The 22,136-nt window shown below is 70.6% G+C and carries 19 protein-coding genes and 2 pseudogenes; 10 read left to right on the top strand and 11 right to left on the bottom strand.

What is annotated here, in order from left to right; all coding sequences use genetic code 11:
• Positions 1-9 precede the first annotated feature (9 nt).
• Positions 10-1,338: an LCP family protein gene (locus ABFX55_RS28390; RefSeq protein ID WP_346125820.1), complete on the bottom strand. Its 1,329-nt coding sequence runs from the start codon at positions 1,336-1,338 to the stop codon at positions 10-12.
• 219 nt (positions 1,339-1,557) lie between these two features.
• On the opposite strand from ABFX55_RS28390, the gene tpx reads away from it, so the two are divergent.
• From tpx to ABFX55_RS28375, 3 genes and pseudogenes are all read left to right on the top strand, one after another.
• Positions 1,558-2,058: a thiol peroxidase gene (gene tpx / locus ABFX55_RS28385; protein ID WP_183649315.1), complete on the top strand. Its 501-nt coding sequence runs from the start codon at positions 1,558-1,560 to the stop codon at positions 2,056-2,058.
• Between the two features lie 8 nt (positions 2,059-2,066).
• A pseudogene (locus ABFX55_RS28380) lies at positions 2,067-2,811 on the top strand (helical backbone metal receptor).
• 16 nt (positions 2,812-2,827) lie between these two features.
• A complete protein-coding gene (locus ABFX55_RS28375; RefSeq protein WP_346125819.1) occupies positions 2,828-3,478 on the top strand; it encodes a phosphatase PAP2 family protein in 651 nt (216 codons plus the stop codon).
• On the opposite strand, the gene ABFX55_RS28370 is transcribed toward ABFX55_RS28375, so the two are convergent.
• Genes ABFX55_RS28370 through ABFX55_RS28355 form a run of 4 tightly spaced genes read right to left on the bottom strand, consistent with a single transcriptional unit; the run spans position 3,423 to position 7,696 of the window.
• Positions 3,423-4,559 carry an ROK family transcriptional regulator gene (locus tag ABFX55_RS28370; RefSeq protein ID WP_346125818.1) on the bottom strand — a complete coding sequence of 379 codons (1,137 nt, stop codon included), beginning with the start codon at positions 4,557-4,559 and terminating at the stop codon, positions 3,423-3,425. The genes ABFX55_RS28375 and ABFX55_RS28370 overlap by 56 nt on opposite strands.
• 2 nt (positions 4,560-4,561) lie before the next feature.
• Positions 4,562-5,407 carry a carbohydrate ABC transporter permease gene (locus ABFX55_RS28365; RefSeq protein ID WP_346125817.1) on the bottom strand — a complete coding sequence of 282 codons (846 nt, stop codon included), beginning with the start codon at positions 5,405-5,407 and terminating at the stop codon, positions 4,562-4,564.
• A complete protein-coding gene (locus tag ABFX55_RS28360) occupies positions 5,388-6,335 on the bottom strand; it encodes a carbohydrate ABC transporter permease (protein ID WP_346125816.1) in 948 nt (315 codons plus the stop codon). Before ABFX55_RS28360 ends, ABFX55_RS28365 begins: the two co-directional genes overlap by 20 nt.
• Positions 6,332-7,696 (bottom strand): ABC transporter substrate-binding protein, encoded by a 1,365-nt coding sequence (locus ABFX55_RS28355; RefSeq protein WP_346125815.1) that lies wholly within the window; start codon positions 7,694-7,696, stop codon positions 6,332-6,334. The genes ABFX55_RS28360 and ABFX55_RS28355 overlap by 4 nt, the downstream gene beginning before the upstream one ends.
• 288 nt (positions 7,697-7,984) lie before the next feature.
• Between ABFX55_RS28355 and ABFX55_RS28350 the strand changes: the two genes are divergently transcribed.
• The 3 genes and pseudogenes from ABFX55_RS28350 to ABFX55_RS28340 form a co-directional block, all read left to right on the top strand.
• Positions 7,985-9,034 (top strand): zinc-binding dehydrogenase, encoded by a 1,050-nt coding sequence (locus ABFX55_RS28350; RefSeq protein WP_183649298.1) that lies wholly within the window; start codon positions 7,985-7,987, stop codon positions 9,032-9,034.
• On the top strand, positions 9,031-9,816 hold the full coding sequence (locus ABFX55_RS28345; protein ID WP_183649295.1) for a sugar phosphate isomerase/epimerase family protein: 786 nt from the start codon (positions 9,031-9,033) through the stop codon (positions 9,814-9,816). The genes ABFX55_RS28350 and ABFX55_RS28345 overlap by 4 nt, the downstream gene beginning before the upstream one ends.
• Positions 9,813-10,991: pseudogene (locus tag ABFX55_RS28340) on the top strand (MGH1-like glycoside hydrolase domain-containing protein); the annotation flags it as partial. The gene ABFX55_RS28345 and the pseudogene ABFX55_RS28340, both read left to right, overlap by 4 nt.
• A gap of 18 nt (positions 10,992-11,009) precedes the next feature.
• On the opposite strand, the gene ABFX55_RS50000 reads toward ABFX55_RS28340, so the two are convergent.
• A complete protein-coding gene (locus ABFX55_RS50000) occupies positions 11,010-12,101 on the bottom strand; it encodes a zinc-binding dehydrogenase (RefSeq protein WP_379478945.1) in 1,092 nt (363 codons plus the stop codon).
• Positions 12,080-13,033 carry a Gfo/Idh/MocA family protein gene (locus ABFX55_RS28330; RefSeq protein WP_346125813.1) on the bottom strand — a complete coding sequence of 318 codons (954 nt, stop codon included), beginning with the start codon at positions 13,031-13,033 and terminating at the stop codon, positions 12,080-12,082. The genes ABFX55_RS50000 and ABFX55_RS28330 overlap by 22 nt, the downstream gene beginning before the upstream one ends.
• A gap of 108 nt (positions 13,034-13,141) precedes the next feature.
• Here ABFX55_RS28330 and ABFX55_RS28325 point away from each other — a divergent pair, with 108 nt between their 5' ends.
• Both ABFX55_RS28325 and ABFX55_RS28320 read left to right on the top strand, forming a co-directional pair.
• Positions 13,142-14,047, top strand: coding sequence for a glucosyl-3-phosphoglycerate synthase (locus tag ABFX55_RS28325; protein WP_346125812.1), 906 nt, complete (start codon positions 13,142-13,144; stop codon positions 14,045-14,047).
• The gene (locus ABFX55_RS28320; protein WP_346125811.1) at positions 14,044-15,189 is read left to right on the top strand and encodes a glycosyltransferase; all 1,146 of its coding nucleotides are present in this window, start codon (positions 14,044-14,046) and stop codon (positions 15,187-15,189) included. Before ABFX55_RS28325 ends, ABFX55_RS28320 begins: the two co-directional genes overlap by 4 nt.
• On the opposite strand, the gene ABFX55_RS28315 is transcribed toward ABFX55_RS28320, so the two are convergent.
• Together ABFX55_RS28315 and ABFX55_RS28310 are read right to left on the bottom strand one after the other, a co-directional pair.
• The gene (locus ABFX55_RS28315; RefSeq protein WP_346131270.1) at positions 15,149-17,494 is read right to left on the bottom strand and encodes an ABC transporter permease; all 2,346 of its coding nucleotides are present in this window, start codon (positions 17,492-17,494) and stop codon (positions 15,149-15,151) included. The genes ABFX55_RS28320 and ABFX55_RS28315 overlap by 41 nt on opposite strands.
• Entirely contained in the window at positions 17,494-18,225 is a 732-nt protein-coding gene (locus ABFX55_RS28310; RefSeq protein ID WP_346125810.1) for an ABC transporter ATP-binding protein, read from the bottom strand. Before ABFX55_RS28310 ends, ABFX55_RS28315 begins: the two co-directional genes overlap by 1 nt.
• Positions 18,226-18,323: 98 nt before the next feature.
• Here ABFX55_RS28310 and ABFX55_RS28305 point away from each other — a divergent pair, with 98 nt between their 5' ends.
• The gene (locus ABFX55_RS28305; RefSeq protein ID WP_346131268.1) at positions 18,324-18,932 is read left to right on the top strand and encodes a response regulator transcription factor; all 609 of its coding nucleotides are present in this window, start codon (positions 18,324-18,326) and stop codon (positions 18,930-18,932) included.
• Here ABFX55_RS28305 and ABFX55_RS28300 read toward each other — a convergent pair.
• Together ABFX55_RS28300 and ABFX55_RS28295 are read right to left on the bottom strand one after the other, a co-directional pair.
• Positions 18,929-20,893: a sensor histidine kinase gene (locus ABFX55_RS28300; RefSeq protein WP_346125809.1), complete on the bottom strand. Its 1,965-nt coding sequence runs from the start codon at positions 20,891-20,893 to the stop codon at positions 18,929-18,931. The two genes, ABFX55_RS28305 and ABFX55_RS28300, sit on opposite strands and share 4 nt — an antisense overlap.
• A gap of 27 nt (positions 20,894-20,920) precedes the next feature.
• Entirely contained in the window at positions 20,921-21,715 is a 795-nt protein-coding gene (locus tag ABFX55_RS28295; protein WP_346125808.1) for a universal stress protein, read from the bottom strand.
• A gap of 77 nt (positions 21,716-21,792) precedes the next feature.
• On the opposite strand from ABFX55_RS28295, the gene ABFX55_RS28290 reads away from it, so the two are divergent.
• On the top strand, positions 21,793-22,119 hold the full coding sequence (locus ABFX55_RS28290) for a hypothetical protein (protein ID WP_183649272.1): 327 nt from the start codon (positions 21,793-21,795) through the stop codon (positions 22,117-22,119).
• Positions 22,120-22,136 lie beyond the last annotated feature (17 nt).

Below are 22,136 nucleotides of genomic sequence, written 5' to 3'. Positions count from 1 at the left end.
TCGTGCCGCTCATGAGGCGCAGGTGTCGTGGGTGGCGTCGAAGCCCTTTAGAGCCTCCGAGTCATCCGCTCGCAGCGCCTTGAGCCCCTTCCAGTCGTCGCCGATCGTCAGGACCAGCCTGGAGGTCGTCGCCCCCGGCACAGGCCGTGCCGTGCCGGAGAGAAGGTCAGCGGTCAGCGTGGGCACGCGGCTCGCCCCGTTGGGCGAGTAGTGGACGGTCGTGCGGGGAACCGGCTTGCGCGGCGCGTCGCCGATCTTGGTGATGTGGTAGCCGCGCTGCTCCAGGGCGACCGCCACCGTCGTGGCCAGGCCGGAGCGGAGCGTGCCGTTGCGCACCTCGATGTTGATCTTCGATCGCGGCGCCTTGGCCTGGCCGCCCTTGATGCCCGCCACGCTCTTGTCCTTGGCCACGATCTGGAACAGAGTCCTGGCCTGCGGCTGCACCCATTCCACGCGGCCGGGGTGGGTGACGGAGTAGTGCCAGGGGGTGGTGATGAAGCGGATCTGGCCCGCGGTCATGCCCTGGGCGCTCGTGGCGAGGTCCTTCATGACGCCGGGGGTGAGCTGAGGGTCGGTGGTGACGGCCTTGGTCGCCGCGTCGAGGAAGCCGAGCAGCCTGGCGGGGTCGGTGAGCGTCTCGCCGCTCATCACCTTCTTGAGCATGGAGGAGATGAACATCTGCTGCCGCTGGATGCGCCCGATGTCGGAGCCGTCGCCCATGCTGTAGCGGGCGCGGACGTAGCCGAGCGCCTGCTCGCCGTTGAGCGACTGGCGCCCGGCGGGCAGGTGCAGCAGCGCCTTCGTGTCGTCGACGCGCTGGGGCAGGCACACGTCCACCCCGCCGACCGCGTCGACCATGCTCTTGAACCCGGTGAAGTCGACCTTCACGAAGTGGTCGATGTGGATACCGGTCAGCGACTCGATCGTCTTCCACGTGCAGCCGATGCCGCCCGAGTTGAACGACTCGTTGATCATGCCGAGATGCGGCTGCTGCCCAGGCAGCCCGCCCTTGGCGTGGCAGGCGGGCAGCTGGACCAGCGAGTCGCGGGGGAAGCTGATCACCATCGCGCCGTCCCGCTTGGACGACAGGTGGGCCAGCATGATCGTGTCGGTACGCTCGCCCTCGACGCTGCGGCCGTAGCGGGCGTTCTTGCCGTCACGCTGGTCGGAGCCCACGATCAGCACGTTGAGCGAGGTGGTGGCGACCTTGGGCGGACGTGTGGCGCCCAGGTCGTCGCCGGTCACCTCGATGTGCTTGACGTTGCCCGTCAGTTTCACGTAGACGCCGATCACCACGCCCACCGCCGCCAGCACCACGGTCGCCACGACCGCGGCCACCCAACGCAGCCAGCGACGCGCGCGTGGCCGCGGACCCTGGGCGGGCGCAGGGGAAGGAGGGGCGTCAACGAGCCCGCTGCTCACATGTCACTCCGGATGGGGGGCCCAGTCGAACGTCGCCGAGTGTACTGAGTCACGGTCCGCCCGGCGCGGGGGATTGCGAGCTCAGTGGATAAGATCGTGGCTCTGTTTGCCATACTTTCCTCGCCGGAGGCACTGATGTCCGAAGTCACCTTCAAGGGCAACCCGATCACCGTGGGCGGCACCTTCCTGCAGCCCGGCGACGCGGCTCCCGCGTTCAGCCTCGTCGGCAGCGACCTGTCGGACGTCACGCTCGCCGACTTCGGTGGCAGGACCAAGGTGCTCAACATCTTCCCGAGCGTCGACACCGGCGTCTGCGCCGCCTCGGTGCGCCGCTTCAACGAGGTGGCGGCCGAGCACCCCGACGTGGCCGTGCTGTGCGTCTCCGCGGACCTGCCCTTCGCCCAGAAGCGCTTCTGCGGCGCGGAGGGCCTGGACCAGGTGGTCATGCTGTCGCTGATGCGCGGCAGGGAGTTCCTGTCGGACTACGGCGTGGTCCAGGAGGGCGGCCCGCTGGCCGGTCTCGCCGCCCGCGCGGTGGTGGTCCTCGACGGTGACAACAACGTCGTCCACTCCGAACTGGTCTCCGAGATCACGCAGGAGCCCGACTACGACAGCGCGCTCAAGGCCCTGAAGTAGGCCGTGCCGTGCCGTCCGACGACACGGGGGCCGAGGCGCGGGTGCCCGCGGAGGTCGGCAGGATCGTCTCCCTCGTTCCCTCCCTGACCGAGTCGGTGGCCGCCACGGGCAAGCTCGTCGGCGCCACCGACTGGTGCACCCATCCCGCGGGCCTCGACGTGGTCAGGGTGCGCGGCACCAAGAACCCCGACCTCGATCGGATCAGGGAGCTGCGCCCCGATGTGGTGCTGGCCAACGAGGAGGAGAACAGGGAGCCCGACCTCCGGGCACTCAGGGAGTCGGGGATCGCGGTCTGGGTGACGCGGATCCGGACGGTCGAGGAGGCGTTCACCTCGCTGGCCAGGATGTTCGAGCTGGCCTGCCGTACGCCCTCGCCCGCGTGGCTGGAGCGGGCGAGGGCGGCATGGGACCTGCCCGAGCCCGAGGCGCGCAGGACGGTGGTGATCCCGATCTGGCGCAGGCCGTGGATGGTGGTGGGGACGCGACACCTTCACAGGGGACGTGCTTCGGCGGCTGGGCTTCGACAACCTCTACGCCGGCCACGCGGAGCGCTATCCCAAGATCCCTCTCGCGGAGATCGTGGCGAAGGACCCGGATCTGGTGGTGCTGCCGGACGAGCCCTACGCCTTTCACGCGCAGGACGGTCCCGAGTGTTTCGCCAGGAGCGCGCTGGTGAGCGGCAGGGCGCTGACCTGGTACGGACCTTCGATGGTCGAGGCTCCCACGCTGTTGAAGGGCTGGCTCGGCGTTTAGCGGGCAGACTGGTGTGATGATCGCCAGGCTCGCGTTCGCTCTTACCGTGGTCCCTTTCGGGTTGCTCCTCCACGTCGCCCGCCAGCCGCTCAACGGCCTCGACATGGCCGTCGCGCACGATCTGCACGCCCACGCGGTCGCCAACCCCGCATGGACCCGTTTCATGGCCTTCTGGACCGACGCGCTGGGTCCCGCCACGTGGCGGGTGCTGGTGGTCGGGGTCGCGGCGTGGCTGGCGTGGCGGGGCGCGCCGCTGGCAGCGGGCTGGGCGCTGATCACGACCGTGGCGGGCGGCCTGCTGGGCGAGGGACTGAAACTTCTGATCGACAGGGCACGACCGATCTTCCCCGACCCGGTGTCCAGCGCTCCCGGCCTGTCCTTCCCTTCGGGGCACGCGCTGGCCGCCACGCTGGGCGCGGGCGTGCTCGTGCTGCTGGCGCGGCCCGCTCTGCGCGGCAGGCCCCTGCTCGTGGCGCTCGCCTGGACGGCCGCCGCCCTCCTCGCGCTCTCGGTCTCCTACACGCGGGTCGCGCTGGGCGTCCACTGGGTCAGCGACGTGGTGGGCGGCATGCTGCTCGGTGTTGCCGTGCTCGCCGTCAGCGTCCTGGCCTTCAAGCCAGTGAGGCGTCGACGCTCGCGGGCGACAGCACGTGCTCTGTCACCATGACGGCGGTGCCGACGATGCCCGCCCTGCCTCCGAGCGTGCTGGTCACGATCTCCAGGTTCCTGGTCGTGAACGGCAGACTGCGCCGGTAGACGCTCTCCCTGATGCCGGTGAGGTAGTGCTCCCTGGTCTCGGCCATGTCGCCGGCCAGCACCAGCACGCCCGGGTTGAGCAGGCTGACCGCCGTGGCCAGCACCAGGCCGAGCGTGCGGCCTGCCTCCTGGGTGCGCGCGATGGCCTCGGGGTCGCCCGCCTGCACCAGGCGGACGACGTCCTGGCTGGTCTCCTGGCCGAGGTCGACGGCCAGGGCGTGCCCGCTGGCCAGCGAGGCGACGCAGCCCTTCGAGCCGCAGGTGCACACGCGGTCGTCGCTCTCGCGCAGCCGTACGTGGCCGATGTTGCCCGCGGCCTCCTCCACGCCCCTGTAGATGCGCCCGTCGAGCACGATGCCCGCGCCGATGCCGGTGGAGACCTTCACCAGCAGCAGCGAGGGCGAGGTGCGGAAGGAGGCCCACCACTCGCCGAGCGCCATCGCCTTCGCGTCGTTCTCGACCAGGATGGGCACGTCGAACCGGTCGCCGAAGGCCGCCTTGATCGGCAGGTCGTCCCAGCCAGGCATGAGGAAGGACCTCAGCACCTTGCCCGAGGTGTGGTCGACCGAGCCCGGCAGGTCGAGGCCGATGCTGCAGACCCGCTCCCGCGGGCTGCCGGTGCGGTCGAGCAGCCGCTCGAAGGCCTCCCGCACCCAGGTCAGGACGGGCTCGGGCCCCCTGTCGATGCGCATCCGGGTGGACTCCTCCGCCAGCGGGCGCGCGGCCAGGTCGGTCAGCGCGACGCGGGCGTGGCTGGCGCCGAGGTCGGCGACGAGCGCCACCTTGCTGGCCGGGTCGATGGCCAGCACCGAGGGAGGGCGCCCGCCCCCTGACGCCCCTCGCTCGGCCTCATGGATGTAGCCGGCCTCGATCAGCCTGTCGACCCTGTCGGTGATGGTGGATCGGGACAGGCCGGTGTACTCGATCAGCTCTTTGCGGGTACGGCAAGTGCCCTGCCTGATCAACTGGAGGACGTGTCCTGCCGTCAGCATCTCTAGCCCTTCTCAGCGCCTGCCGTGAGGCCCTCCGTCAGCAATCGCTCACTGGCGAAGAACACCACCACGATGGGGAGCGTCAGAACCACCGATCCTGCCATGAGAACGGTCGTCGGGATCTCGATACTGCCCGCCAGTTGCGACAGACCCAGCGAGACGGTCCAGCTCTCCCTGCGCTCCACGAGGAAGAGCAGGGCGAAGAGGAACTCGTTCCAGGCGATCATGAAGGCGTAGAGACCCGTGGCCATGAGCGCGGGCTTCGACAGCGGCAGCACCACCCGCCAGATCGTCTCCATCCGGCCGCAGCCGTCGATGGCGGCCGCCTCCTCCACGCTCTGCGGCACGGTCTCGAAGTAGTTGCGCAGCATGTAGACCGTCACGGGCACCGTCTGGGCGATGTAGACCAGGATCAGCCCCGGCAGCGACCCGCGCAGGCCGAGCATGGTGAACAGCACGAACAGCGGGATCGCCAGCACGATCGCGGGGAAGAGGTAGACGGCCAGGAACAGGAAGTGCACCTGACGGCGGCCGAAGAAGCGCAGTCTTGCCACCGCGTACGCGCCGGGGATCGAGATCAGCAGCGTCACCAGGACCGAGGCGACCGCGACGATCGCGCTGTTGCCCATGAAGGTGACGAAGCCCTGCCTGCCCAGCACGTCCGCGTACGTCGACAGCGTGAAGCTCTGCGGCCACAGCGATCCAGGATCGAGGATCAGCTCCTGGATGTCGCGGACCGACAGCATCACCATGTAGAAGAAGGGGAACGCGGTGATCACCGTCAGGAACGCGATCACCAGCGGCCTGAGCACCCTGAGCAGCGCCCGCTCAAAGCGATCTCTGGTCACGCTCACCTCCGGCGAAGAACCTCAGGTAGACGGCCAGGAACACCACCAGCACCACGGCCAGCACGATCGCCTGCGCCGCCGAGGCGCCGATGTCGTCGCGCGCGGTGAGGAAGTTGTAGACCCGCACGCTGACCACCTCCGTGCCGGCGCCGCCTCCCGTGAGCAGGTAGACGTCGTCGAACTTGGTGAAGGTGAACACGAACCTCAGCACCGCCAGCAGCGCGACCACCCGCCAGAGCTGCGGCATGATCACGTAGCGGAAGCGCTGGGTGGGCGTCGCGCCGTCCACCACCGCCGCCTCCTCCAGCTCGCCGGGCAGCGCCTGGAGTCTGGCGAGGATGAACAGGAAGGCGAAAGGGAAGTAGCGCCACGCCTCGAAGGCGATGACCGTGAGCAGCGCCACCGGCACCTGAAGGCCGAGGAAGCTGCCCCTGGCCTGGGTGAGGAAGGCGATCGGCTCGCCCAGCCAGGTGTTGACGATGCCGAACTGCGGGTTCAGCATCACCTCCCACAGGAAGGCGACCGCCACGACAGGGGCGACGTAGGGGACCAGGATGGAGGCCCTCACCAGCGTGCGGCCCTTGAAGGCGCCCCGCAGCGCGAGCGCCGCGACCAGGCCGATGACGATCGAGAGCGCGGTCCCCGCGATCGTGTAGAGGAGCGTGTTGAGGAGCGCGGACCAGAAGCCGGGCTCGGAGATGACGTAGGAGAAGTTCTCGAGCGTGTAGTTGCCGAACAGGCCCGTCCTGCGGATGTTGATCAGCCGGGCGTCCTGGAAGGCGAGCATGATCGCCCACAGCAGGGGAGCGACGACGACCACCAGCGTGATGAGCAGTGTCGGCGAGATGAGGACCAGTCCCGCCCTCGCCTCCTGTTGCTGAAGCGTCCTTCCCCTGCGTGTGAGTCGTCCACCGTCCGCGGTGGTCATTCCCTGATCCCACGCTTGATCGTCTCGACGTCGGACTTGGCCTGAGTGGCCGCGGCCTGCGGGGTGAGTGAGCCGTCGACGATCGCGCTGAGCGCCTTGGGCACGGGCAGCTCGCCCATCGTGGCGCCGACCAGCTTGCCCTGACCCTGCGGGATGCCCCACCTGGCGAAGGTGTCGGGGCTCTTGCGCAGCGAGTCGAGGATCTCGGCGGGGTAGACCTCCGACAGCGGCTTCTTGCTGTCGACCCCGGCAGGCAGCGCCGTCCACTTGTCCTCGAAGCCCTTGCGGGTGGGGAACTTGCCCTCGGGGGCCATCCCGATCCACCGCTCGTAGCCCTCGTTCATCATGAACGAGACGAACTGCTGCGCGCCGGAGGTGTTGGCGTCCCTGGTGACCGCCCAGGAGACGATCTCGCCGTACTGCGCGGGCTCGGCGCCCTCGGGGCCCTTCAACGCGGTGACCACGCCGGTGTTCTTGGCCAGCCACTCCTTGTCCTGCCTGCACGCGGGGCAGGAGGGAAGGGCGTCGTTCCGCAGCCCCGCCATCTCGTCGAGGATGAACGACGACCAGATCGTCATCGCCGCCTTGCCCGAGAAGTAGGTCGCCCTGGTGGAGTCGACGTCCTGCTTGCCCTTCACGGAGTACTGCGAGGCCAGCCGCGAGTAGAAGTCGAAGGCCCGCACGCACGGCGGCTGGTCCAGTGGGACGTTGCCCGCGTTGTCGACCAGCTGGCAGCCGTTGGCCAGCGCCACGTGCTCGAAGCTCTGCGCGGTGAAGGAGTCCTTGGGCGCGATGGCCAGCGTGATGCCCGCCACGCCGCCCGTGTTGAGCTTCTTGGCCGCCGCCTCCAGCCGCTCATAGGTGTCGGGCGGTTCCAGGCCCGCCTTCTCGAACAGGTCCTTGCGGTAGAGGATCAACTGCGCCCAGCCGTCGCTGGGGACGGCCAGCAGCTTGCCCGAGGCGCTGTCGAGCTCCAGCGCCCTGGCGGAGAAGGTGTCCCGGCCGAGCTGGTCCACGATCTTGCCAGGGGTCTCGGTGTCGAGCAGGTCGTTGGCCTCCAGCTCGCGCACCGCCGCGAGAGGGAGCGCGCCGATGACGTCGGGTAGTTTGCCCGCCGCGGCGGCCGAGGTGACGATCTGGCTGAACTGGTCCTCCGCGACGCCGACCAGGTTGACCTTGATCCCGGTCTTCTTGGTGAAGTCGGCGACGATCTGCTGCTGCACGGCCATCCGGTCGGCGAGGTTCTCCTCGGTCCACACGGTGATCGCGTCGGCGCTCCGCTCTTCCGTCCCACCACCGCACGCTGCCACGGTGATGGCCAGCAACGCGGCGGAGAGGACGGCGGTTACCTTCTGAGGCATGGCACGCTCCTCCAGGGGTGATGTGCCTGGGCGTACCCCTTGAGCAGGGCAAGCAACGCAGAGGGCAATTTCGGGCATCCGTTGAGAAACCCGCATGGCGTGATCTGCCTGGTCAGCCCCCGGATCGCGGATCATGGGAAAGGTCGCTTTCCGGAAGACGCGCGGAATTTCGTTTACGCAATGCCCAGCTAAAGTCGTAGACTTAAGTGTGTTACGGGCGCAACTATCGCATGCCAACATGCGCTAAATCGCTACCTTTTGTTTGATCAAAAAGCGTAAGTGTGGGGAATGCACGTCATCACTATCGAAGAGCCGGGTCTCGTGCGCGTGCGCGCGGAAGAGCCCGGCGACTTGGCGTCCGGCACCGTGCGGGTTCGCACCCTCTACTCGGGCGTCTCGGCGGGCACGGAGCTGACCGCCTACAGGGGAACCAACCCCTACCTCAACCGCAAGTGGGACACCGAGCGACGCCTGTTCGTCGAGGGTCAGAGCCACACCTATCCGCTGAGCGGATGGGGCTACCAGGAGGTCGGCGAGGTCGTCGAGGCCGCTCCCGACGTCAGCGACCCGCCCGTCGGGTCGCTGGTGTGGGGCATCTGGGGCCACCGCGACGAGGCGATCGTGCCCGCGGAGAAGCTGGTGGGTCACATGATCCCGCCGGGCGTCGACCCGCTGGCCGGCGTCTTCGCCAGGGTCGGCGCGATCGCGCTCAACGCCGTCCACGCCGCCGACATCCATCTCGGCGACCAGGTGGCGATCTTCGGGCAGGGCGTGATCGGGCTGCTCGCCACCAGGCTCGCCGTGCTCAACGGCGCCAGGGTGGTCGCCGCCGACGCCCTTCCCGCCCGCCTCGAGCTGGCCAAGCGCTTCGGCGCCGCCGAGGCCTTCGACGTGGGGGCGGGCTCGGTGGCCGAGTTCGTCCGCAAACGCATCGAGGGCGCCGACACCGCGATCGAGCTCAGCGGCAGCCACCAGGGGCTCCACGAGGCGATCAGGACCGTCCGCAAGGGCGGCAGGGTCGTCGCGGCCGGCTTCTACCAGGGCGAGGGCGTCGGGCTGCGGCTGGGAGAGGAGTTCCACCACAACCAGGTGCAGCTCGTCTCCTCCCAGATCGGCGGCGTCGCCTCGTGGATGTCCCACAGGTGGGACGTCGAGCGGCTGCAGCGCACGTTCATGGAGCTCGTCTACCGGGGCGAGGTCGACGCCGAGCGCCTGATCAGCCACGTCATGCCCGTCGAGTCGGCGGCCGAGGCGTTCGACCTGCTCGACCGCCACCCCGCGGACGTACTGCAACTCGTCTTCGCCTTCGACCGGAGTCTTGAGGAAACAACAGGATGAAGCTCGCCGTACAGGAGCAGCTGCTGCCAGGGCGCACGCTGCAGGAGAAGTTCACGTTCGCGGTCGAGGCGGGGTTCGACGCGATCGAGCTGCGTGGCAAGGGCGACTTCCACTTCGCCAGCAGGCTGACCGAGCTCAAGCGCGCGCTGGCCGACGGCGTGGTGATGCCGACGGTCTGTGTGGACATGCCGCACTTCATCGGTGACTTCGACCCCGCCAAGCGCAAGGACGCCATCCAGCAGCTGCGCTCGCAGCTCACGGTGATCGCCGAGCTCGGCGGCATCGGCGTGATGACGCCTGCCTCGTGGGGGCAGTTCTCGCGCAGGCTGCCGCCGTTCGAGCCGCCGCGCGGCCCCGACGACGACCGCGAGGTGCTGGCCGAGGCGCTCGGCACGCTGGGCGAGCACGCGCAGCGCAACGGCGTGAAGATCATGCTCGAGCCGCTCAACCGCTACGAGAACCACATGGTCAACACCCTCGCCGAGGCGGTGTCCTACTGCGCCATGGACTCCATCAGGGTCGTCGGCGACACCTACCACATGAACATCGAGGAGGACGACCCCTGCCGCTCGCTGGTGGAGGCCGGGCCGTACCTCGCGCACATGCAGATCAGCGAGTCCAACCGCAACCAGCCGGGGACGGGCCACCTGGACTGGGCGGCGCAGCTGGCCACCCTGGACGCCATCGGCTACGACGGCTACCTTGCCCTCGAGTGCCGGCTGCGCGGTGAACCCGAGATCGTCCTGCCGCAGACCGCGGCCTTCATCAGGAAGTTCATATGATCGCGCGTGAAGCCGTGCGTGTCCTGGTCGCCAACTGGGACGGTAGCTACACCGTCCCGTCCAGGCGGCTCTACCCCCACCAATGGAGCTGGGACTCCGCCTTCATCGCGATCGGCAACGCGCGATGGTCGCCGCGCAGGGCCCGCGTCGAGCTGCTGTCGCTGTTCGGCGCCCAGTGGCGCGACGGCAGGGTGCCGCACATCGTCTTCAACCCCGATGTGCCCGAGGGCGCCTACTTCCCCGGACCCGAGTTCTGGGAGGCGCGCGCCCCCTCGGGCAGCGCGACCTCCGGCATCGTGCAGCCGCCCGTGCACGCCATGGCCGCATGGCAGGTCCACCTGGCCGAGCCGGATCCCGCCTTCCTGCGCCGCATCTACCCGCGCCTGGTCGCCCAGCAGCAGTTCCTCCGTACGGCGAGGCAGTCGCCCGAGGGCCTGATGTCGATCGTGCACCCGTGGGAGTCGGGCATGGACAACAGCCCCGCGTGGGACATCCCCCTCGCGGCGGTCGTGGCGGGCCCGATGGGTGTGCACCGCCGCGACCTGGCCCACGTCAGCCCCGACGAGCGGCCCACCGACCGCGACTACGAGCGCTACACCGCCCTCGCCCGCGCCTACCGCGACACCGGCTACCGCAGAGCGGGCGCGTTCGCGGTGGAGGACCCGCTGTTCAACGCCGCGTACGGCGCCGCGGAGTCGGCCCTCGCCAAGATCGCCTCCGCTGTCGGCCTCGACCCCGCCCCGCACCACGCCGAGGCCGCCAGAATCACCGCCGCGATGGTCGAGCACCTCTACGACGACGGCCTCTTCCACGGTCGCGACGCCGGCAGCGGCATCCTGCTGCGCTCCAGCAGCGCCGCGGGCCTCGTGCCGCTGATCCTGCCCGACCTGCCCCGCGAGATCGTCAACGCGCTGATCGGCACCGCGCTCGACCGCTTCGAGATCAAGCGAGGGCTGCTGCCCAGCTTCGCCCCCGGCACCGCCGAGTTCGACCCCGCCCGCTACTGGCGCGGCCCCAGCTGGATCAACCTCACCTGGCTGGTCTGGCAGGGCCTGAGGCACCGCAGGGCCGATCTCGCGGAGCTGCTGGCCGACGGCATGGTCAGGGCGGTCACGACCTCGGGGTTCAGGGAGTACTTCGACCCCTTCACCCTCGAAGGCCACGGCTGCCGCGACTTCAGCTGGTCGGCCGCGCTAGTCCTCGACCTCCTGTGCCAGCACGGCCTGGACGGCGTGCCTGCGTCCCTCCGCGAGGTCGGCGAGGAGCTTGGGAGCGTCGTCGAAACGCACGAGGTCGGTGACCACGTGCCGGCGTAGGTCCCGGCGATCGTGGAGCAGCTCGATCGTCTCGTGAGAGAGCCGCTCCCTGTCCCACGCGTGGGCGAGACCGCGCGGCACCCTGCCGATCTGGGCGCACCTGATCGACAGCCCGTTGTGGTGGAACTCCTCGCCCAGGCGCACCTCGTCGGCGCCGCTGGGGTAGAAGGCCAGGTCGATCACCGTGCCCTGGGGCCTGAGCAGCTTCAACGCCAGGGCGAGGTAGCGGGTCTGCCCCCTGCACTGGAACACCACGTCCGCGCCGCGGTCGCCTGGGGCGTGGCGCCAGCGCTCCTTGAGCGTGACGGCAGGATCCTCCTGGACGGTCTTCGCGCCGAGCGCCTCGGCGATGCGCAGCCGTTCGGCGGTCTCGTCCACGACGACGACCTCCGCCGCGCCGTGCCTGAGGGCGAAGCAGGCGGTCAGCAGGCCGACCACGCCCGCGCCCGTTACGGCCACGCGCCGCCCCCGCACCCCGTCGCCCAGGCCGTGGACGGCGGGCCCGTGCAGGTCGGCGGCGGCGTGCAGCAGGCCGTTGGCGCAGATCGGGCCCATGTGGGCGACGTAGATGCCGAGCAGCGGGTCGAGGTCGTCGGGCAGTTCGACGAAGCGGTCCTTGAGCGGGTCGGCGACGTAGCCCGTGCGGTGACCGTAGGCCATCGCCAGCAGCGTCCCCTCACGGACGGCGGCGGTCCTGGTCTCGGTGACCATGCCGACCTGCATGTAGCCGATGCCGCGCACCGGGTACTCGATAGAAGGCACGCCCTCGGTGAACAGGCCGAGCGCTGAGTCCCACGAGGAGTGCAGGTAGGGGTTGGTGCCCTTCACGTAGGTCAGCTCGGTGCCCGCCGAGACGCCGCTGTAGACGGTCTCGACCCTGAACGTCCCAGGTTCGAGGGTGGGGCTCTTCTCCTCGACGAAGGTGATCTCGCCGGGCGCCTCGATGCTCAGGGTGCGGATGTCATCCATACGGGGCCTCCCTCCACAGCCGAACGCGCGACCGCGTGGGCCAGCCGGTGGGTGCGCAGCGCCTCCTCGTACGGCACGCGCACGTCACTCGCCCTGCCCTGCACGGCGTTGACGAACTCCCTGTCCACGCGCGTCTTGGCCTTGCCAGGATCCTCCATGATGCTCGACCCGTCGGCCGCGAGACGCGTTTCGCTCAGATCCAGCGAGATTCCGTCGGCGCACAGCTCCAGCCCGATCCTGTTCTTGCCCGGCAGCAGGCAGGTGGCCGCGAGCAGTCCCGCCGCCCCGTTGGAGAACCGCAGCACGGCCGCGGTCGCCTTGGCGATCTCCCCGTCCGTCTCGGCCGCGGGCACGGTGTGCGCCATCGTCACCTCGCCGACCAGGACCCTTGCCAGGTCGAGCACGTGCACGGCCTGTTCGAGCACCTGGCCGCCGGACATCTCAGGGTTGGTCCACCAGGGGACCGGCGGGATCTTGTCCAGCCAGTAGCCCATCGCGAGCTGTACCGGCCGGTCGGCCAGCAGCTCGCGGGCCCGGTCGAGGATGTCGAGGTAGCGCCAGTGGTGCCCGACCGCCGACGGCAGCCCCCTGCGCTTGATCTCCGCGGCTATCTTCTCGGCCGTGGCGAGGTCCAGAGACAGCGGTTTTTCAACAAATATCGGTAGATCGCACTCCAGGGCGTCAAGCTCTGGCGTACCGTGCGCAAAAGGAGGGACGCACACATAAACCGCATCCAGTCCGCCGGCAGCCAGTAGGTCGGCATGGTCGCCGTAGGCGGGGGAGCCGTGCCGTGAGGCCAGAGCCTCGGCCTTGTGGGGATCGGTGTCGGCGATTCCAGCAATCGTCACGTCGGAGAAGCCGGAGAGAACGTCAGCGTGGCGCGCGGCGACATTTCCGGCGCCGATGAGGCCGATACGGGTGAATGGAGTCACGGTTCGGCATATGCCTCATCTGCGGTCGAGCAAACAATGATGTTCGAATCGCTATAACCAGGGCAGAGCTGCCTTCCCGGCGAACTCCTTCAGATCGGGGCAGACTGCATGGAAACGAATACCAGTACCGCCGCCGACTGGCCGCTCGACGCGCTCCGCCTGGCCAAGGGCACGACCACGGTCAGTGTGGTCCTGCCGGCGCGGGACGAGGAGCGCACAGTGGGCGCGATCGTCTCGACGATCCGCAGGGATCTGGCAGAGCTGGTCGACGAGGTCCTGGTCGTCGACTCGCGTTCCACTGACGCCACGGCCGCGCGAGCGGCCGAGGCAGGAGCCCGCGTGGTCCGTCAGGACGACGTGCTTCCCGAGCTCCCACCGCTGTCGGGCAAGGGCGAGGCCCTCTGGAAGGGCCTGGCCGCCAGCCATGGCGATGTGGTCGTCTACATAGATTCCGACCTGCGCAACTTCGGAGCCCACTTCGTCTCCGGGCTGCTCGGGCCGCTACTCACCGATCCGCGCATCCAGTTCGTGAAGGGCGCCTACGAGCGGCCCCTGCGAGGACGGCGCGGCGAGGGCGGAAGGGTCACCGAGCTGGTCGCCAGACCGCTGCTCAACCTCTTCTGGCCCGAGCTGGCCGGATTCGTGCAACCGCTCGGCGGCGAGTACGCGGGCAGGCGCTCGGCGCTCGAGAGCGTGCCGTACGTCACCGAGTACGGGGTCGAGTTCGGCCTCCTCGTCGACCTGCTGGAGCAGGTCGGCCTGGACGCCATGGCCCAGGTGGACCTCGGCAGCCGCGAGCACTCCCACCAGAGCACCGCAGCGCTCGGCAGGATGTCCGGGCAGATCATGCTCACCGCCTGGTCACGCCTGGAACGCCAGGGCAGGATCGTCGCCTCGGAGCCGCCCGCGACCCTGCTGCGCCAGTTCAACCCCGACACGTTCACCAACGTGTCCGTCGCCGAGCGGCCTCCGCTCGCGTCCTTGAGCGCCGTCATGGAGGAGGACGTGGCATGAAGATCCTCATGAACGCGGGACCGTGGCTTCCCGTCCCGCCCGACGGCTACGGCGGTATCGAGAACGTCGTGGCCACGCTGATCCCGCCGCTGCGCGCCCGGGGCGTCAAGGTCGTGCTCGCCTCCGTGGGCTCGAGCTCGATCGAGGTGGACGAGCTGATCACGGCCTTCCCCGACGGGCAGTTCGGGCATCTGCAGAAGCCGTACAACCAGGTGATGGGCCTGGCCCACGCCCATCAGGCGCGGGTGATCGAGGAGCTGCGCAGCCGCGACGACATCGACCTGGTGCACGACCATCTGGAGGTCGTCGGGCCCGCCATGCTGTCGGCCTTCGGCGGGCCGCCGGTCCTGCACACGCTCCACTGGGACCTGCGCAAGCACGCGAGCTTCTACGGCAGCTTCCCGCCCGGCATCTCCGTCAACGGCGTGTCGGCCTCGCAACTGGCCCGCGCCCCCTCGGCGCTGCAGGCCGCCTCCCTGGGCCCGGTCCATCTGGCCACGCCGCTGGCAGGACAGCCCTCCGAGGGCGGGCGGGGCGAGCACGTGATCGTCATGGGCCGGATCTGCGGGCTCAAGGGGCAGCACCTGGCCGCGAGGGTCTGCCAGAAGCTCGGCCTGCCTCTCGTGCTGGCGGGGCCGGTCAGCGGCATGGACACTCCAGCCGAGCTCGAGGCCGTTCTGCAGGATCCCGAGCATCCGCTGCACGGCCACCCCGACGTGCGCTACTTCCATGACCAGCTCGCCCCCTACCTCGACGGCGACCTGGTGCGCTGGATCGGCGGCGTGGGCGGCCCCTCCCGGGACGCGCTCTACGCCTCGGCGCGGGCCGCGCTCTTCCCCATCCAGTGGGACGAGCCGGGCGGCACGGCAGTGGTCGAGGCCATGGCGCTCGGGGTGCCGCCGGTCGGTCTGCGCAGAGGCTGCCTGCCCGAGCTCATCGACCACGGCCGCACGGGCTGGCTGGCGGACACGGAGGAGCAGCTGGCCGAGCTGCTCCTGCGCGTGGAGGAGATCGATCCCGAGGAGTGCCGCCGCGAGGCGGAGCAGCGCTTCTCTCCCTCGGTGATGGCCGACCGCTACCTCGAGGTGTACGGCAGGGCCATCACTCGCGGGCTCCGATCGCCTCGCCGGGGGGCTGCCTGAGGACGAACCTGGCAGGCAGCGCGGTGGCGGCCAGCGCGAGGAGGGCCGCCGCCGCGACCACCGCGAGATAGGCGAGCGGCGGGACCGAAGGCGTCGCCGAGCCGGTCATCCCCGTGCTGAAGGCGGAGAGCGTGACCAGCGAGACGGCGGTTCCGAGCACGGCGGCGACCAGCACGGCCGTCGCCGTCTCCAGGCGCAGCATGCGCAGCACCTGGCGCCTGGTCGTGCCCACCAGGCGCAGGAGCGCCAGCTCGCGGGCGCGGCCCACCGTCGACATCGCCAGGGTGTTGACCACCGCGATCGCGCAGAAGGCGACGATCAGCCCCATCGCGACGTAGTTGACCGCCGCGTTGGACATCGCGACCTCGGCCGGGTACTCCACCCGGGCGCCGCCCGCCGCCCGCTCCAGCGCGGCCCGGTCGCCGCCCGCCACCAGGAGGGTGCCGCGCGGGTCGTCCACGTGCGCGGCCACGAGCGTGTGGTGCAGGGTGAGGTCGCCGAAGGCGAGGCCACGGGTGTAGACGGCGGCGACCTTGAGCGAGGCGGGCGTGCCGTCGCCGAGCGTGAGTGTGAGCGGGGAGCCCACGCCGACGCCCAGACGCTCGGCCGCCGTCGAGCTGACCGCGACCGAACTCTCGCCGAAGCCCTGCAGGGAGCCCGCGCTCACGCCCAGGTCCATGGTCTGGTCGAGCCCTTCGGGGGTGACGGCCTGCGCGCCGTACCTCTCCAGGTCGATCCTGACCGAGGTGCGCAGCACGTCGGTCGTGGCGCGGACGCCCGGCACCCTCCGGACGGCCGCGGGCGCGTCGGAACCGAGCACGTGGTCGGCCCTGATCCCCGCCGCCGCCTGGCCGGTGGCGGCCTGGCCCATCGTGGTCTGGACGAACAGGATGGTGCACGTCATCGCGATCATCAGGCTGAGCGGGGTGATGACGGCGGCCATGCGGGCGGAGTTCGCGCGCAGGTTGGCGGCGGCCAGATAGCCGCCTGCCCCGGGCGCGCGCACCGGCAGCGCCATGACCAGCCTGGCGAGCGCCGGGCCGAGCACCGCCACCGCGATCGTCCAGACCAGCGCGGTGAGCATCGTGACGGGGCTGGAGGCGGCCTCGGTGTTCAGGTTCGACAGCACGATCGTGAGGACCACGGCGCCCGCCATGATGAGCACCCCCGCGAGCAGGCGCGCCCATGGCAGCCGCGCCCCCGGCATGGCCGCCTCGCCGAGCGCCTCGACGGGCCGGATCCTGGCCGTACGGCGGGCGCTGACGCGGGCGGCGGCCCACGCGGCCGCCACGGTGGCCAGGAGCGCCGCGGCCACGGGGAACGGGCTCACCACGAGCCCGAGGTTGTCGGGCATCGCGCCGAGCGCGACGAACCGTGAACGCAGCCAGAAGCCGAGGAGGATGCCCAGCAGCGACCCGGGCAGGCCCGCGCCCAGGCTGACCAGCAACGCCTCGCCGCCCAGCAGCTTGCGGATCTGCCTGGGCGTGGCGGCCACCGCCCGCAGCATGGCCAGCTCGCGCTGACGCTGCTGGACCGAAAGCGCGAACGTGCCGACCACGACCAGGATCGCGACCAGGAGCGAGGTGCCGCCGAGCGCGCCGCCCAGGCTGATCAGCATCACCCTCGCCTTCTCCGCGCCGAGGAACTCGACCGTGCCGCGCTCGTCGCCCGTGTACACGACGGCGCCCTTGACGCTGACGTTCACGGCGGGGAAGACGCCGACGGCGCTGACCTGGCCCGGCCTGCCGGCCAGTCGCCTGGCCTCACGGGTGCTGAAGAAGATCGTGTCCTGGCTGGGCAGGACCTGCGCGGTGACGCCGACGACCCGGTAGACACGCGAGCCCACCGTGAGCGAGCGCCCCGCGAACCGCGCGTCGACCACCACCTCGTCGGCGGCCTCAGGGGCACGGCCCGAGGCCAGGGTGAAGGGGGTGAGCGCGGCCGACTCCCATCCGTGGCCGAGCGCGGAGCCGACGGGGAAGGTCACCTCGCTGACCACCTTCTCCACTCCCTGCGCCTTCGCCAGCTCGGCGGCCACGGAGGCGGGGATCCAGCGCCGCTCCGACAGCGCCTTGGCCTTGGTCTTGACCTTCTCTCCCTCACCGACCGTGCTGCGGACGAACTGGTCACCCGCCACGATCACCGGCGCGCCGGCGTACCGCTCGGGCGCGACCCCGCCGCGCAACCCGGTCTCCAGCAGCAGTCCGCACGCCGTCACCAGCGCCGCCGCGCACAGCAGGGCCACGAACGCGCCGGCGAAGCCCGCCTTGCGGTGCCGCAGCGTACTCAACGCGAAGGAGATCATCAGTTCCACGCCCCCAGCCTGGTCATCCGCTCGGCCACCTTCTCGGCGGTCGGGGCGGCCATCGAGTCCACGATCCGGCCGTCGGCCAGGAAGAGCACGGTGTCGGCGTAGGAGGCGGCCACCGGGTCGTGCGTGACCATCACCACGGTCTGGCCCAGCGAGGAGACGACCTCGCGCAGCAGGACCAGCACGTCGCGGGCGGTCATCGTGTCGAGCGCGCCGGTCGGCTCGTCACCGAAGACCACCTCGGGCCTGGTCACCAGTGCCCTGGCGATCGCAACCCGCTGCTGCTGCCCGCCGGACAGCTGGGCGGGGCGGTGTCCCGTGCGGCCGTCGAGGCCGACCCTGCCGACGATCTCGGCCAGCCACGCGCCGTCCACCTTGGCGCCGGCCAGGCGCAGCGGCAGGGTGATGTTCTCGAGCACCGTCAGCGCCGACACCAGGTTGAACGCCTGGAAGACGAAGCCGACCCGGCGCCTGCGCAGCTCGGTGAGCGCGCTCTCGTTCATCCCGGCCAGCTCGGTGCCGCCGAGCCTCACCGAGCCCGAGGACGGCACGTCCAGACCCGCCGAGCAGTGCAGGAACGTGCTCTTGCCCGATCCCGAGGGGCCCATCACCGCCGTGAAGCTCCCGCGAGGGATGCCCACCGACACCTCGCGAAGGGCGGCCACCGCGCTCTGCCCCCTGCCGTAGATCTTGCTCACCGACTCCAACCGCACCACGTCTGTCATGGCTCCAAGCCTGCTGAACTGCGGCTTCACCGACCAGAGACGCGATCACCCGTCGACCATGACGTCATCATGATCCGGACACTGGTAGACATATGCCTGTGATTCGCGTGCTGCTGGCAGAGGACCAGCACGTCATCAGGGGCGCTCTCGTCGCGCTGCTCGGCCTCGAACACGACCTCGAGGTCGTGGCCGCCGTGGAGTCCGGCGACGAGGTCGTGGCCGCCGCGCTGGCGCACCGGCCCGACGTCGCGGTGCTCGACATCGACATGCCGGGCGCGATCGACGGCCTCGAGGCGGCAGGCGAGCTGCGCACCAGGCTGCCTGGCTGCCGCACACTCATGCTGACCGCGTACGGCAAGCCGGGACATCTGCGGCGCGCGCTCGACGCCCAGGTCGACGGGTTCGTGCTGAAGACCGTGCCGCCCGAGGAGCTGGCGGCGGCGATCCGCAAGGTGGCGGCAGGAGAGCGGGTGCTCGACCCCTCGCTGGCGGTCACGGCGTGGGACCTGGCGGACAACCCGCTCACCCCCAGGGAGGCGGACGTGCTGTGCATGGCCGCCGACGGCGCGGAGGCCACCGAGATCGCCACCAGGCTCTTCCTGAGCGCGGGCACCGTGCGCAACTACCTGACGGCGATCGTCGCCAAGCTCAACGCCCGCAACCGCACCGACGCCGCCCGCATCGCCCGCGAGGCGGGCTGGATCTAACGGGCCGCCCAGGTCAGGACCGGCGCCTCGGCGGTCAGCTCGAACCAGCCCTCGCCTCGCGCGGTGGTGAGAGCGCCCTGCAGCACGGCCAGGCGGGTGGTCAGGTTGCCGATGCCCGCAGAGCCGTGGCGGCCCTCGGCCGAGCCCACGCCGTCGTTGCGCACGCGCAGCCGCACCACGCCGTCCACCCGGGTGGTCGTGACCGTGCAGTGGCGCGCCGAGCTGTGGCGCAGCACGTTGGTGACCGACTCCCTGAGCACCGTGCTCAGCACGGTCTCGACCTGCTCGCCGAGCTCCCCGTGGCCGAGGTCGAGCGTGACCGAGATGCCCGCCGCCGCCAGCACCGAGCGCGCCGAGTCGGCCTCCGCGCCCAGCGACATCGAGGGGCCCTCTCCTGAGACCGCCTGCAGATCCCGCTCCGCGCGCTTGACCATCGCCTGCACCTCCTCGAGCCGCGCCCTCGCGCCCTCGGGGTCGAGCCTGCGCGCCAGTTCGCAGGTGAGCAGGATCGCCGCGAGGTTGTGGCCGAGCAGGTCGTGCAGGTCACGGGCGGCCCGCAGGCGCTCCTCGACCACCGCCGAGCGGGCCAGGGCCTGCCGCGCCTCCATCAGCTCCTTGACCAGCTGGGCCAGCCGCACCAGCCCGTAGACGACCAGGCCGGTGACCAGTGCGCTGACCGTGTGGTTGACGGTCACGGGCACGGGCAGCTCCAGCAGGACGCCCGCCCAGGCCACGCTGGCAAGCACCAGGCCGACCAGGGGCAGTGCCACCTTCCACGAGAAGGTGAGCAGGACCGGTCCCGCCAGGAACCCCGCCACACCGAGCCAGGAGGTGCCGAGGAGCGGGAGCGGCGCGTAGGTGAGCGCGGTCATCACGGCGAGGGCGACCATGTGGCGGCCCCTGACCGAGCGCAGCTGCATGACGCAGATCAGCGCGAGGAGCGCCGTGGAGGCCCACACGTGTTCGGCGAGCAGCAGGCCCTTCAGCGAGAAGCCGGCCAGCACGGCGGCGAGCAGGGCGAGTGAGAGCGCGTAGGCGCCGTCGCGCTCGGGGAGCGGGCGGGTGCCAGGGAGCGTGGCCTCGACCGTCAGCCTGCCGTCCGCGCCCATGGACGTGGTCAACGTGCCGCCCGCCTCCTCGACCCTCACGGGCAGCTCGCCCATGAACTGCGACTCGGCGGTGCGGGCTCCGTCGTTGGTCACGCGCAGCCGTACGCCGCCCTCTTCGGCGACGGTCTCGATCAGGCAGGTGGTCGCGGCGTGGCGCCGTACGACCTCGGTCACCGCCTCGCGCAGGACGGCCGCCAGCAGCGCGCCCGCGGGGCCCAGCGGCTCGTGGTGGCCGACCCTGACCTCCGCGCCGATCCCCGCCGCGGCCAGCATCGCCCTGGCGGTCGTGATCTCGGGCGTCAGCGACATCGCCCGGTAGCCGGCGGCGGCCGCGCGGGCGTCGGCCAGGGCGCGCCTGGCGGTGTCGACGTCGGGCCTGCCCGCCCGCGCGCTGTCCGCGATCACGGCCAGCGCCCTGCCCAGGCCCTCGTTCAGCTCGGCGGCGATGCGCAGGCGCTCCTCGGCGACGGAGGTCATCGCCAGGGCGAGCCTGGTGGCGTGGACCTCGTCGACCCGCTCCGTCAGGCGGGTGAGGCCGTAGACGACCAGCGCGATCAGCACCGCGCTGATCGCGGAATCGGCGGGGCCGAGCAGCGCGGCGCTGACCCCGACCACGGGCGCGAGCGGCCACAGCCGGGTCAGCAGCAGCGAACCGCCCACGAAGCCGAGGATCCCGACCGAGGTGCCCATGGTGAGCACCGAGGTGTAGGCGGCCATCGCGACGACGAGCGGCAGCCACCACCAGCGGCGGACGACGAAGGCGGCCTGCGCGGCGAACACCACCAGGGCCAGTGGCGAGCCCGCCACCACGTAGACGCCGGCGAACCCGCCGAGAACGACGAAGGTGATCAAGCGGGCTCTCTGCGGCACTCCCGCAGCTTAGGAGAAGCCCCTGGGCAGCACGGCGACGGGGCACGACGAGGCGCGCAACACCTTCATCGCGACCTCGCCGAGGAAGACCCTGTGCGGCTGGGCGTCCTCGCCGGCGGCGCACACCAGCAGCTCGCCGGGCGGCCACTCCACGCTGGCCAGCGCCGCCGACACGTCATGGCCCTCCGCGGTCTCGGCCTCCGCCTCGATGCCGGTGCTCTCCCACGCCAGCCGTACGGCCAGCGCCAGATCGTCGCGGAGCCTGCCGCTGTCCTCGGTGCGCAGGTCGAGTGTGATGAGGCGCATGGGCACGCCCAGCCGGAGCGCCGCCTGGGCCACCCGCTCGACCGCCTCGTCGGCCTGCGGCCTGTGCACGTAGGCCAGCGTCAGCCTGGTCGGCGCGCCGGCCGGCTCGTAGCCCAACGGGGCGATCATGACCGCCTCGGGCGACAGGTGCAGCAGGTGGTCGGCGGTGCTGCCGATGGCGATGCGCCCTCGCGGCCCGCCAGGAGGGGAGCCGACCACGATCAGGTCGGCCCTGATCCTGCTGGCCAGCACCGACAGGCCCCGCCCCGAACCACGGCTCTCGAAGGCGAGGTACTCCGCGGGCACCTCGCCCAGTTGCTCGGCCGCGTGCGCCAGATTGGCCTGCGCCTCGACGGCCCGTCCGGCGCTCTCCTGGGGGTAGATCGTGGCCACTGTCAGCTCGCCGCCGGTGACCCCCGTGATGGCGGCCCCGAGTGCGAGAGCGTCACGTCCACCCGAGTCGTGCGTGTATCCGACGACGACGTGCTCTCCGATCACGCTGCGCCCTTACCCCATCTGACCTGGGAATATTCATGATTCGTCAGGGGTTGTACGTTAAGGGATCCACGGAGAAGGTGAGGACGACGAAGATCACGCTGGACACCCGTTTCAATGACGCCTTCGGCCCCGTCACCCTGCGCGAGGCGGTTCGCAGGATGAAGGCTCATGAGATGGCCTGCACGGTCGAGCCCGAACTGCTCGAAGGCAAGGCGAACGTCTTCTGCGACTGCGTCGAGCGCGGGTTCACCCCGCTCCGCGGCGAGATCATGGCGGCCTACTACGTGGCCGAGCGCGACGCCACGCTCGACGCGTTCGACAGAGGGCTGATCACCGAGGGCGAGCTGCTGCAGAAACGCATCGACCTCGACCGGCAGGTGCTCGGCCACCTGTCCCATTCCTGACTTTCGTCAAGGTCGGG

Origin of the sequence: Nonomuraea roseola, from assembly GCF_039535395.1 — a bacterium.
Lineage (GTDB): Bacteria > Actinomycetota > Actinomycetes > Streptosporangiales > Streptosporangiaceae > Nonomuraea > Nonomuraea roseola.
The sequence above is the reverse complement of the archived record's forward strand: the minus strand, read 5'-3'. Positions and strand labels throughout refer to the sequence as shown.